Raw genomic sequence first — 12,223 nt, forward strand, 5'->3', positions numbered from 1 at the left:
TTCGGGTCCTCAGCGGTGGCCGTACGCGCGCGGGCGCGTATAGTAATCGATCAAGGGAACGGTAATATTGGCCAGCAGAACGGCAAAGGCCACGCCATCCGGATAGCCGCCAAAGCTGCGAATTAGCCATACCAGTAATCCCGCCAGCGCGCCGAAGATCAGGCGTCCGCGATTGGTGGTGGAGGCGGTTACCGGATCCGTCAGAATAAAGAACGCGCCCAGCATGGTGGCGCCGGACAGCAGATGAATCAGCGGCGAGGCGAGGCTTTCCGGGGAGAACAGCCATCCGAGGGTAGCGCAAACGGCAAGGCTCAGCAGAAAACTGACCGGAATATGCCAGCGAATGGCTTTCTGCCATAACAGGAACAGACCACCCGCCAGATACGCCAGGTTAACCCACTGCCAGCCGAGGCCGGCGAGCGCGCCGCCGTAGACAGGATACTGGAGAATCTCTTCAACCGCGTGACCGGCATGAAGCGAGGTTTTGAAGGTATCCAGCGGCGTGGCCTGGCTGATACCGTCAATGCCCATTCGCAGGCTGTTCATGTCTCCACTGCTCGCCGTATGGCCTGTGAAAATCATCCGCAGCGCGTCGCTAAATCCGGGAACATTGGCGGCTATCTCATGCGGCGGGAGCCACGAAGTCATCTGGACCGGGAAGGAGATGAGCAGGACGACATAGCCGATCATCGCCGGGTTAAAAGGATTATGACCCAGACCACCGTAGAGCTGTTTAGCGATGATCACCGCGAACGCGGTCCCCAGCACCACCATCCACCAGGGAGCAAAAGGCGGAATACTGATGGCCAGCAGCAGGCCGGTCAGCAGCGCGGAGTTATCGGCGAGGATCGCGGGAATATTTTGTTTGCGCAGTTTAAGGATGGCCGCTTCGGCTCCCCACGCCGTGATGGCGGCAAAGATAATTTGCAGCACGGTACCCCAGCCGAAAAACCAGGTCTGAACCGCGATGCCGGGCACGGCGGCGAGCAGCACCAGCAGCATAATCCGCGAAGTCTGGCGCTGATTGTGGGTATAAGGGGAACTTGCGATTCTGAAAACCATTTAATCCTCGTTAACTGCCTGCCGGGATGCTTTCCGGGCCTGAACGCGGGCGATTGCTTCAGCGACTGCCGCTTTGCGGGCGTCATCATTGGCTGCCGACGGGGGAACTGCTTGTTGCTGTTGTTCTGCTTTACGCGCTTTAGCCCGGGCGATGGCGGCCTCAACGGCGGCCTTGCGCGGGTCAACGGCGGCGGGCTGCTCCGCTGGGGCGTCTTCCGCAGGAACCGCCTGCTGTTGGGCTTTACGCGCTTTAGCCCGGGCGATGGCGGCCTCAACGGCGGCCTTGCGCGGGTCAACGGCGGCGGGCTGCTCCGCTGGGGCGTCTTCCGCAGGAACCGCCTGCTGTTGGGCTTTACGCGCTTTGGCCCGGGCGATGGCGGCCTCGACGGCGGCTTTGCGCGGATCAACGGCGGCGGGCTGCTCCGCTGGGGCGTCTTCCGCAGGAACCGCCTGCTGTTGGGCTTTACGCGCTTTGGCCCGGGCGATGGCGGCCTCGACGGCGGCTTTGCGCGGGTCACTGGCGGCGGGCTGCTCTGCTGGGGCGTCTTCCGCAGGAACCGCCTGCTGTTCGACTTTGCGCGCTTTGGCTCGGGCGATGGCGGCCTCGACGGCGGCTTTGCGCGGGTCAAGGGCGGCGTCAGATGACGGCCCGGCGACGTTGCTTTGTGCCTGTTGCTGAGCTTTGCGTGCCCGGGCCTCGGCCTTGCGGGCTTCGCGGGCGGCAATGGCTTCGCTGTTATCCGGTTTGGCGCCGGAGAGCACGATAATCGGCTGCGCCGCGTCACGCTGCTTTTCCCGTACCCGGGCAAGGGCGGCGTTAATCGCGTCCTGATCTTTCGCCGCGGGCTGGACCGCGGCCTGCTTATGCCGTTCAAGACGCGCGGCTTTATCGCGCTCAAGACGCGCCTGACGGGCCTCAAAGCGTAATTTCGCCTCCGCCGCGCGTTTCTCTTCCTGAGCAAGCGCGTAAATCTCCGCTTTTTCCTGGCGGAAGTACTGCACCAGCGGGATATTGCTTGGGCAGACCCAAGCGCAGGCGCCGCACTCAATGCAATCCGCCAGGTTATGGCTGGTGGCTTTGTCGTGCTGCTGGCCTTTGCTGAACCAATAAAGCTGCTGCGGCAGAAGATCGGCCGGGCAGGCGTCCGCGCAGGCGCTGCAGCGGATGCAGCCTTTTTCCTCTTCCGGCTCGCCCATTTCGCTCGCCGACGGCGCCAGCAGGCAGTTGGTGATTTTCACGACCGGCACGTCGAGCCACGGCAGGGTGAAGCCCATCAGCGGCCCGCCCATAATTACCATAGGATCGCCGCTTGGACAGAAACCGGCATCGTTGAGCAGATGGCTGACCGGAGTGCCGAGGCGCGCCCAGACGTTGCCCGGACGCGAGATCGCTTCCCCGGTCAGGGTGACGACGCGCTCGGTCAGCGGCTCGCCGTCGATTACCGCGCGTTTCACCGCATAGGCGGTGCCGACGTTCTGCATCAGCACGCCGATGTCAGAGGAGCGTCCGCCGTGAGGCACCTGCTTGCCGGTGAGGATCTGCGTCAGCTGTTTCGCTCCGCCGGAGGGATATTTCGTGGGGATCACGCGCAGGGAAATACCGTGCGTGTCGGCTAATACCGCGCGCAGCATCGAAATCGCCTGCGGTTTATTATCCTCGATGCCGATCAGTACCTGAGCTGGCTGCAGAATATGGGCAAGGATGCGAATACCCTCGACGATCTGCGCCGCGCAATCCTGCATCAGACGGTCGTCGGCGGTAATATAGGGTTCGCACTCGGCGGCGTTGATAATTAGTGTGTCGATTTTGTCGCCGCCGCCGCGCAGCTTGGCGCCGGTCGGGAAACCCGCGCCGCCCAGTCCGGCCACGCCAAACTGGTGAATACGCTCAATCAGCGCTTCGCGGGATTTATTCTGGTAATCGTTCCAGCCATCGCGTTCAATCCAGCGGTCTTCGCCATCGGCATCAATAATCACGCTCATTTCCGCCAGCGCGGAAGGGTGGGCGGTAGAGTGGGGAGCAATGGCCGCCACCGTACCGGACGTCGGGGCGTGCACCGGCAGCATTCTGCCCCAGCCGCGCGTTAACGGCTGGCCGCGCAGGACGCGATCGCCAGGCTGAACGCAGAGCTCACCTTCAGCGCCAATATGCTGTTTTAGCGGAATGACAAAACGCTGCGGCAGTGAAACCTGACGCAGCGGGGTACCGTTGGACTGGGTTTTCATTTCTGGCGGATGGATGCCGCCGTTGAAGTCCCAGACTTTATCTTTGCGAAAAGCGGAAAATAACTTAAACATGTTGTTCCACGGGAATAATGCGTACCGGGATGGTCTGAAGATCCCATTTCCAGGTTTCTGTCGTCGGCGCCACCGGGCGCAGTTCAATACATTGCGTCGGACAAGGCGCGACGCAAAGATTACAGCCGGTACAGAGATCGCTCATCACCGTATGCATGGCGCGCGTGGCGCCGACGATGGCATCGACGGGACAGGCCTGAATGCATTTTGTGCAGCCGATGCAGTTCGCCTCGTCGATCACCGCCAGCATTCGCGCCGGTTCGGCTTCCTGCGCATCGCCGTCTGTCGGCTGCGGATCGACGTTCAATAGCTCGGCGATTTTCAGCATCACCGCTTCGCCGCCGGGGGCGCAGCAGTTGATTTTCTCGCCCTGGGTCCCCACCGCTTCAGCGTAGGGACGACAGCCAGGATAGCCGCACTGGCCGCACTGGCTCTGCGGAAGCAGGGCATCAATTTTTTCCACCACCGGGTCATCTTCCACCGCAAAGCGGCGGGAGGCGTACCCCAGAATTAAGCCGAAAATTAGCCCCAGCAGGCTAATGGCGACCACGGCTATCCAGACAGCGTTCATTACAACTTCACCAAACCACTAAAGCCCATAAAAGCAAGGGACATTAAACCTGCGGTGACCAGTGCAATCGCGTTACCGCGAAACGGCGCGGGAACATCCGCTACCACCAGTCGCTCGCGAATGGAGGCGAAAAGCACCATAACCAGCGAAAAACCGACCGCGGCGGCAAAACCGTACAGCGCCGATTGCAGGAAATTATGCCCAAGGTTAATGTTGAGCAGCGCCACGCCGAGCACCGCGCAGTTGGTGGTGATCAGCGGCAGGAAGATGCCCAGCAGGCGATACAGCGCCGGGCTGGTTTTACGCACGACCATTTCGGTAAACTGCACCACCACGGCGATGACCAGGATAAAGGCCAGCGTACGTAAATAGACCAGATCCAGCGGGATAAGGATCCAGGTATCAATTAACCAGGCGCAAATAGATGCCAGCGTCATCACAAACGTGGTGGCAAGCCCCATCCCCATAGCGGCTTCCAGCTTTTTGGAAACCCCCATAAACGGGCACAGTCCAAGAAACTTCACCAGCACGAAGTTGTTAACCAGGACAGTGCCAACAAAGAGCAGTAAATAATCAGCCATCATTCGACCTGAAATAGAAAAAGCCGTCTATTATCGAATAAATCGATACCGGCGACAACAGGTTAACTGTGTGGTTATTACGGATTCACAAAGGTCCGCTTAACCCGTTGAGAACGCCTGAAATAGGGCGCAAGCAGCGCTGCGGCGAGGAGAGGGAAAAGCAGCTGGCGCAGCGCGAGCGCGTCGGAAATAGGGGAAAAGGCAAAGGCTTTTACCGCCAGCAGAAGCGTGATCAGCAGCCAGATAATGTAGTGCTTCGGTACCCCTTTCCGCCGTTTAAAGAAGGCGATGGTCAACCACAGCGTGTAGTACCACATGGCGATCGCAAAGGCTAAGGAGGCGATCCACAGGGCGAGATGTTCGATACTCATCGCGCTCAGCAATGTGTAAGTCTGGGAAGACATCAGGGCATCAGCAAAAAACAGCAGCGACAATGAGGCGCTAAGCAGGGCTACCAGGAGCCATGCCAGCGGTGCCAGAAGCCATCCGCCAATACGTTCCACAGAGTCAGAAGACATTATTACTCCAAAATTCAACGCCAGTTATAAATAAAAGCAGGGCGGAAGTATAAGCAACTGGCGTGAATGATGACAGTCTTTATTGCACGTAGCGCCAGACGGACTTGGGCACTTCGCCGATGTTGAACAATTTGCCGCCAGAAACCAGCTCCGCCCGGCGATGGTCGGCCGCGCGATACATGTTGACGATCTCTTCGTTATCGGTCAGGGAATAGTTAAGGTGATCAAAAAGTTTTTCCAGACTTTCCAGCGAACTGATTTTACGAAATTTTAATAAGTAGTCCTGAACGGTCATTTGCGTATCCATTTTATAATCGGAATAAATTAAGTTGAATATACCCATACTGAGTAAACCTGTTCTCAACCGGCAGTTCCTTTCTAAGATAAACTGTATGCAATTATTTCGGTTGTAAATACCGGTGACAAGAACAGATGATGTTTCCGGCCTGGTAAAAAGAAATTTAAGAGTATTCCAGAACTGAATCAGGCGCCGGAAGGCGCCTGGGAGAGAAGATTAACGCTGTTCGCCTCGGCTGGCAATAACGTTTTGGTACCAGAAAAAACTCTTTTTCCGTTTACGCGCCAGATTTTGCTGGTGATCGACATAAACGAATCCGTATTGTTTTTTATAACCGTTCAGCCAGCTCAAAAGATCAATAAAGGACCAGGGGTAGTAGCCGCGCACGTCGGCGCCCTGTTCCAGCGCTTTTTCCAGCGCGGTAATATGGCTACTGAGATAGTCAATCCGCGGGTCGTCGACGATTTCGCCATTGATAATCGGGTCTATTGCCCCCAGGCCGTTTTCGGTGATGTAGATCGGAATATCACCGTAGCGCGCTTTAATCATCATGATCCCGTCGGTTAAGCCCTGAGGCCAAATTTCCCAGCCCCATTCGGTATAGGTGCTTTGCGGGTTACGCACGAAGTGGAAGAGCCCATCCACGCCCGGCTCGCCGCCGGTCGGTACTTCAGGAGGCTGCGCCGACACGGTTTCACGGCGATAGTAGTTCAGGCCGATAAAGTCACAGCGGTTGTCACGCAGCAGCGCGTCGTCTCCCGGTTCAAAGACCGGAACCCCCCACAGCGCCCGGGTCTGCTGCAGTAGCTCTGCGGGATAGCCGCCTTTTAATACCGGATCGTAGAGCCAGTGGGTATGGATGGCGTCCGCCATCTCTGTCGCCCGCTTATCTTCCTCACTGTCGGTTAATGCGGTGTGCGGCTGCAGCACGTTGACAAACCCTATCTCCCCCGCCACGCCCATTTCACGAAACGCTTTCACGGCCAGCGCATGGGCGATAAAGACGTGATGGCAGGCCTGAATGGCGCGCGCCGGATCGCGCACCGCAGGAGGATGGAGGCCGTTAATGTAACCGTGGCCGATAAAGACGATAGTCTCGTTAAAGGTTGCCCACAGTTTGACCCGGGAGCCAAAACGTTGATAGCACAGGCGAGCGTACTCAGCGAAGGCTTCCGCGGTACTGCGCGCCTCCCAGCCGCCTTCATCCTGCAGCGCCTGGGGAAGATCCCAGTGGTACAGGGTAATCATCGGTTCAATGTTATGCGCCAGCAGTTCGTCAATCAGGTCGCTGTAGAATTGGACGCCAGCCTCGTTCACTTCACCGCGGCCGCCAGGCAGCAGGCGGGGCCAGGAAATAGAAAAGCGATAGCTTTGCAAACCCATTTCCGCCATCAGCGCTACGTCTTCGCGAAAACGATGGTAGTGGTCAACGGCGACGTCACCGGTCGTCCCCTGATAGGTGGTGCCCGGAAGGTGGGAATAAATATCCCAGATAGAAGGGCCTTTGCCGTCGGCATCGTGACCGCCTTCAACCTGCCAGGCCGCTGTCGCGGCGCCCCATAAAAAGTGTTGCGGGAATTTGGACATGAAGAAACTCCTTATCGATTGATAAAGAGAGTGTAATAAAGGCATATGCAACTATGCAACCGGTTTCAGAAACCGGTTGCATAGTTGCGAAGCGGGTCACTGTTTATTTCGACAGCGGCTTCGTCTGAACAGCATCAACGGCAGGCGGGGACTGGTAGTTATCAATATGATGAGCGATAACTAAAAGCAGGGCCGAAACGCCCAAAACAATCCAGCCAATAAGTTCTACAATACGGTTAAAAACGTTTTCCATAACTCTACGGCAAATGGTGAAACCAGACTGAAATGGTACTCAACGACTGAAGTAACGCAAGTGTTACATGATCTTAGCTGCGCAAATGGCGTAAAGCTGAGCAACCGGTGCAGGGGCAAACGCGTCGAAGATGCGTTCAGAATCGCGGTGTTAGTGCGGCTGCGACATTTCGTTAAGGGGGCAGAAAAATGAGTGACCCTATCCGGGTAGGTTTAATCGGGTACGGCTATGCGAGCAAAACCTTTCATGCGCCGCTGGTCAGCGGTACGCCGGGGATGACGCTGGCGGCGGTCTCGAGCAGCGATGAAACGAAAGTGCTGGCCGACTGGCCTGCGGTGAAGGTGGTGACCGCACCGCAGGCGCTCTTTAGCGACCCCGATATCGATCTGGTGGTGATCCCCACGCCCAATGATACCCATTTCCCGCTGGCGAAAGCTGCGCTGGAAGCGGGCAAGCATGTAGTGGTGGATAAACCGTTTACCGTGACACTGTCACAGGCTCGCGAGCTTGAGGCCATTGCCAAAAGCGAGGGGCGACTGCTGTCCGTGTTCCATAACCGCCGCTGGGACAGCGATTTTCTGACGGTGAAGTCGCTGATTAACGAAGGCCTGTTAGGGGAAGTCGGCTATTTTGAGTCGCATTTCGACCGCTATCGACCGCAGGTACGGCAACGCTGGCGCGAGCAAGGTGGGCCGGGCAGCGGCATCTGGTACGATCTTGCCCCGCATCTGCTGGACCAGGTGGTAAATCTCTTCGGTCTGCCGGTGAGTATGCAGGTCGACCTGGCTCAGCTACGGCCTGGCTCCCAGTCCACAGACTATTTTCATGCGGTGTTGGCCTGGCCGCAGCGTCGCGTGGTGCTGCACGGAACCCTGGTGGCCGCGGCGGAAACGGCGCGCTTTATCATCCACGGTTCGCGGGGAAGCTATGTGAAATACGGCCTTGATCCGCAGGAAGAACGGCTGAAAAGCGGCGAGCGCCTGCCGCAGGAGGATTGGGGGTACGATATGCGCGACGGGCTGCTGACGCGTGCCGAAGGCGAGGAAATCACCGAGGAGTCGTGGCTGACGCTACCGGGCAACTATCCGGCCTATTACGCCGCCATTCGCGATGCGCTTAACGGCATCGGCGTTAACCCGGTTCCGGCAAGCCAGGCGATTCAGATTATGGAGCTGATTGAGCTTGGGCTGGAGTCGGCCAGGCATCGGGCGACGCTGTGCCTGAATTAGGCCGACCTGACGAAACGCGCTGGCCAGGCGCTGATTGAGCTTCCCCCCGTGCTGGCACGGGGGAGAAACATCAAGCCTGCTGCACGCGCTGGATCAGCGCCGCTTTTTCCTGGGCGCTTAAAAAGGCGAGCTCCAGACCGTTTCTCTGCGCCTGGCGAATTTGCTCGCGGCTTAAACCGGCTGCCGGGGCGGCGACGGTGTATTCGTGGATAATATCGACGCCCTGAACGGCGGGGTCGTCGGTATTGATGCAGGCCAGCACGCCGTGTTCAAGGAATGTTTTCAGCGGATGCTCGGCCAGGGATGGCACGGTGCTGGTCTGAATATTAGAGGTCAGGCAGGACTCAATCCCGATTCGCTGCGCGGCGAGATAATCCATCAGCGCCGGATCCTGCACCGCCTTCACGCCGTGGCCGATACGCTCGGCGCCCAGTTCGCGAATCGCCTGCCAGATGCTTTCCGGACCAGCGGCTTCGCCCGCATGTACGGTGATGCGCCAGCCCGCATCGCGCGCGCGGCTGAAGTGATCCATAAACAGATTTCCCGGGAAGCCGAGCTCATCCCCGGCGAGGTCGAGGGCGGTGATGCCATCGCGATGGGCGAGCAGGGCCGCAAGCTCCTCTTCGCAGGCCGCTTCGCCAAAGGTGCGGCTCAGAATGCCGATCAGGCGGGCCTCAACGTTAAAGTCGCGGCTGCCTTCTTTAACGCCGGCGATCACCGCTTCGACTACGCCCGCGACCGGCAGCTGGTGGGTCATCGCCATATAGCGCGGAGAGAAACGCAGTTCAACGTAGTGCAGGCCGTTGCGAGCGGCATCTTCGAGGTTTTCATAAGCGACGCGGCGGCAGGCTTCCAGCGAGGCCAGCACCTTTACGCCCCAGTCCAGCTTAGCGAGGAAGCTGACCAGATCAGGCTCATTGCTGGTGACCTGTACATGAGGACGTAAGGTGTCGAGGGTGTCTGCCGGAAGGGCGAGGTTGTACTGGCGGCCAAGATCGAGAATGGTTTGGGCCCGGATATTACCATCAAGGTGGCGATGGATGTCGGTTAATGGCAAAGTTAAATCAATCATGGTCGCACTCTTTTTTTAGTTAAAGTGCGCGTCATTGTACATCAGAACGATAAATGGTTAAAAGCGGAGAAAATTACCGAACAATACAAGGGAAAACGGTGAGGGAAGGGAAGATTGCCCTCTCAAAGGGAGCAATGACGAAATCGCTCATAGCAAAACGCTATTAATCATAGACAATCAGTATTTAATTTCGCGCCCGAGATTTTCTATAGTCTCAGGCGCTGGTTTTCCTGCAATGAATGGCAGGCAATTTTAAAAAGGACTCTGGGAATATGATCTTCACGTTAAAAAAAGTCGCGGTACCGCTGGTTGTCGCAGGCTCGCTGCTGCTGGCCGCCTGCAAACCTGGCGAGCAGGACCCCAACCACATCAAAGTGGGCATAAGCGCAGGCGTTGACCAGGAAGTCTGGGCGGTGGCGCAAAAAGTGGCTAAAGAGAAGTACAATCTCGACGTTGAGGTGGTGACGTTTAATGATTTCGTCCTGCCCAACGAGGCGCTGAACAATGGCGATCTTGATGCTAACGCTTTCCAGCATAAGCCCTATCTGGACAAACAGATCCAGGAGCGCGGCTATAAGCTGGTTCAGGTTGGCACCACGTTCGTTTATCCGATAGCGGCCTATTCGAAGAAAATCACGTCGGTTGCTCAGCTGCCCGATGGCGCGCAGGTGGCGGTCCCCAACGATCCAACTAACCTCGGCCGCTCTCTGCTGCTGCTACAAAAGCAGGGGCTGATTACGCTGAAGGACGGCGTAGGTCTGCTGCCCACCTCGCTGGATATTATTAACAACCCGAAAAAGCTAAAAATCGTCGAAATTGAAGCGCCGCAGCTCACCCGCGCGCTGGACGACCAGCAGATAACCATGGCGATTATCAATACCACCTTCTCAAGCCAGGTCGGGCTGTCGCCGTCGCGCAACGGCCTGTTTGTGGAAAGCAAAGATTCCCCTTACGTGAATATCTTCGCCAGTCGTATCGAAAATAAAGACAGCGAAAAGGTGAAAAACCTGGTGAAGGCCTACCAGAGCGATGAGGTGGCCGCGGCAGCAGAGCAGCTTTACAAAGGCGATGCGGTTAAGGGCTGGTAATCGTTGACGTTTTCAGGCCCGTGACGCGCGGGCTAGCGCATGTGATGCGGAAGACAGCCGGTAGCCCACTACCGGCTTTTTTCTGGCTATTTTTGAATCAAATAGCGGATGGTTGGCCCATCCTGCTGAATGTCGAGCACGGTATAGCCGTGGTTTTTGGCATCCAGCGGGATGTTGTTAATCGACTGCGGACAGTCGCTGACCACTTCCAGAATCTCGCCTTTCTTCAGCGAAGGCATGGCTTCGAGCGTGGCGATGGCCGGATAGGGGCAGGGTTCGCCAACCATATCGAGGCGATAATCGGGGACCAGAGTTTTCATGCGCTTTCCTTAACGGTCGAGGGGGCGAGAGACTGGCGGCGGAAAAACCGTTTTTCCCAGCCAATCACCAGAATCAGCGCGATCAGCAGCAGGAGATAGGTCACCAGCAGGCCGCCGAATGGCCCGAAGGTCGCCAGCAGGTTGATTTTATCCCAGCTTGTGGCCAGCGCCGGAGAGAGCCCGTCCCAGTAGTAGGCGAGGATCGTTGAACCGATAACGTTGCCCAGCCCGACCCACCAGTAGTGCACCTGACCTTCCACCGCGCGGTACATCCAGCCGGTTTCGCAGCCGCCCGCCAGGACGATGCCAAAGCCAAACAGCAGGCCGCCGATAACCGCGTTGGGCCCCGCCCACATGATTTTCGGCTCCATACCCAGCTGCACGTAGCTGAAGATCCCAATAGCGCTGGCGGCCATGCCGAAAATAATCGCCTTCGCCATATTGGTACGTCCGGTGATCCACATATCGCGAAAGGCGGAGGTGAAGCAGATCTGCGCCCGTTCGATGAGCAGGCCAAATCCGACGCCAAACAGCAGCGCCAGGCCGAGCTTCGGCCGATCGGCCGCGGTGAGCAGGCCCCAGGCGATCATGGCGAAAAAGACCACCATGCCGAGACGGAACCGGCGCCGCGCCTGGTCAGGTTTTTGCGTCAGCGGCGAGGCCTGGGACACTTTCTGCATTTTTACCGGAATACGGAAGATGGGCAGTAAGGTAAAGCGCGCGCCGAACCAGGTTCCGATAGCGGTAGCGATGGCAAAGAACCAGGCGTGCAGGGAAAACTGTGGGATACCGGTAAAAAATGCGGCCAGATTGCAGCCCATCGCCAGACGGGCGCCGAAACCGGCGATGATTCCCCCGGCGACGGCCTGCAGAATGCGGATCCGGCTGCGGGGGAAGCGCAGCTTGACGTTATTCGCCCACAGCGCGGCGGCGAAACAGCCGCCGAACATGCCGATGATCATCATGCCGTCGATACGGGTGAGCGGGGTGCCCTCGAGATGAATGAGCTTATAGTAGCCCCACTCTTCGCTGTGCACGCCGACGAGCTGCAGCAATTGCCCACCCCAGCGGGTGAATTCGCCGGTGACGGCCCAGAAGGTGCCGGTAATGCCAAAGTAGTAGGTTGAGAGAATACCCGCGGCGATAACGGCGGGGACGGGCGACCAGAATTTAATCAGCCACGCCTGTTTGAACTGTTGCCATGTCATGAAGATGCCTCTGAACTCAGAAGGTATATTACCCGTAGCGGGTAGAAGAGGGGCGATAATACGCTGCTTATTAATGTAAAACGCTCGATGGGATCAAATTGAACGATAAAGAGAATATCAAAGGCCACGCTTGGGTGG

The 12,223-nt window shown here is 57.7% G+C and carries 13 protein-coding genes; 2 read left to right on the forward strand and 11 right to left on the reverse strand.

The features are described from left to right. Nucleotides 1-9: 9 nt before the first annotated feature. The 8 genes from rsxD to blr form a co-directional block, all read right to left on the reverse strand. Nucleotides 10-1,062: an electron transport complex subunit RsxD gene (rsxD, locus tag SIK97_RS05510; protein WP_057173420.1), complete on the reverse strand. Its 1,053-nt coding sequence runs from the start codon at nucleotides 1,060-1,062 to the stop codon at nucleotides 10-12. Next, entirely contained in the window at nucleotides 1,063-3,360 is a 2,298-nt protein-coding gene (gene rsxC, locus SIK97_RS05515) for an electron transport complex subunit RsxC (protein ID WP_057173419.1), read from the reverse strand. Continuing rightward, a complete protein-coding gene (gene rsxB, locus SIK97_RS05520; RefSeq protein ID WP_004851428.1) occupies nucleotides 3,353-3,931 on the reverse strand; it encodes an electron transport complex subunit RsxB in 579 nt (192 codons plus the stop codon). The genes rsxC and rsxB overlap by 8 nt, the downstream gene beginning before the upstream one ends. Then, the gene (gene rsxA, locus SIK97_RS05525; protein ID WP_004102633.1) at nucleotides 3,931-4,512 is read right to left on the reverse strand and encodes an electron transport complex subunit RsxA; all 582 of its coding nucleotides are present in this window, start codon (nucleotides 4,510-4,512) and stop codon (nucleotides 3,931-3,933) included. Before rsxA ends, rsxB begins: the two co-directional genes overlap by 1 nt. A 77-nt stretch (nucleotides 4,513-4,589) precedes the next feature. After that, the gene (locus tag SIK97_RS05530; RefSeq protein ID WP_004851426.1) at nucleotides 4,590-5,030 is read right to left on the reverse strand and encodes a DUF2569 domain-containing protein; all 441 of its coding nucleotides are present in this window, start codon (nucleotides 5,028-5,030) and stop codon (nucleotides 4,590-4,592) included. Nucleotides 5,031-5,109: 79 nt separating this feature from the next. Then, the gene (gene ydgT / locus SIK97_RS05535) at nucleotides 5,110-5,325 is read right to left on the reverse strand and encodes a transcription modulator YdgT (protein WP_004134363.1); all 216 of its coding nucleotides are present in this window, start codon (nucleotides 5,323-5,325) and stop codon (nucleotides 5,110-5,112) included. A 219-nt stretch (nucleotides 5,326-5,544) separates the two neighbouring features. After that, nucleotides 5,545-6,915 carry a GH1 family beta-glucosidase gene (locus tag SIK97_RS05540; protein ID WP_049101149.1) on the reverse strand — a complete coding sequence of 457 codons (1,371 nt, stop codon included), beginning with the start codon at nucleotides 6,913-6,915 and terminating at the stop codon, nucleotides 5,545-5,547. Between the two features lie 103 nt (nucleotides 6,916-7,018). Beyond that, complete coding sequence (gene blr, locus SIK97_RS05545; protein ID WP_014229585.1) at nucleotides 7,019-7,168, reverse strand: division septum protein Blr; 150 nt, start codon at nucleotides 7,166-7,168, stop codon at nucleotides 7,019-7,021. Nucleotides 7,169-7,356: 188 nt separating this feature from the next. Here blr and SIK97_RS05550 point away from each other — a divergent pair, with 188 nt between their 5' ends. Beyond that, the gene (locus SIK97_RS05550; RefSeq protein WP_014838658.1) at nucleotides 7,357-8,397 is read left to right on the forward strand and encodes an oxidoreductase; all 1,041 of its coding nucleotides are present in this window, start codon (nucleotides 7,357-7,359) and stop codon (nucleotides 8,395-8,397) included. A 70-nt stretch (nucleotides 8,398-8,467) separates the two neighbouring features. Here the strand turns inward: SIK97_RS05550 and add are convergent, their stop codons facing one another. Further along, on the reverse strand, nucleotides 8,468-9,469 hold the full coding sequence (add, locus tag SIK97_RS05555) for an adenosine deaminase (RefSeq protein ID WP_025105823.1): 1,002 nt from the start codon (nucleotides 9,467-9,469) through the stop codon (nucleotides 8,468-8,470). Between the two features lie 272 nt (nucleotides 9,470-9,741). Here add and metQ point away from each other — a divergent pair, with 272 nt between their 5' ends. Then, nucleotides 9,742-10,557 carry a methionine ABC transporter substrate-binding lipoprotein MetQ gene (gene metQ, locus SIK97_RS05560; protein ID WP_004851417.1) on the forward strand — a complete coding sequence of 272 codons (816 nt, stop codon included), beginning with the start codon at nucleotides 9,742-9,744 and terminating at the stop codon, nucleotides 10,555-10,557. A gap of 86 nt (nucleotides 10,558-10,643) precedes the next feature. Here the strand turns inward: metQ and yedF are convergent, their stop codons facing one another. Next, entirely contained in the window at nucleotides 10,644-10,877 is a 234-nt protein-coding gene (yedF, locus tag SIK97_RS05565; RefSeq protein WP_004102619.1) for a sulfurtransferase-like selenium metabolism protein YedF, read from the reverse strand. Then, the gene (gene yedE, locus SIK97_RS05570) at nucleotides 10,874-12,085 is read right to left on the reverse strand and encodes a selenium metabolism membrane protein YedE/FdhT (RefSeq protein ID WP_025105821.1); all 1,212 of its coding nucleotides are present in this window, start codon (nucleotides 12,083-12,085) and stop codon (nucleotides 10,874-10,876) included. The genes yedF and yedE overlap by 4 nt, the downstream gene beginning before the upstream one ends. Nucleotides 12,086-12,223 lie beyond the last annotated feature (138 nt).

Origin of the sequence: Klebsiella sp. JN_Kp126 (genome assembly GCF_033843325.1) — a bacterium.
GTDB lineage: Bacteria > Pseudomonadota > Gammaproteobacteria > Enterobacterales > Enterobacteriaceae > Klebsiella > Klebsiella michiganensis.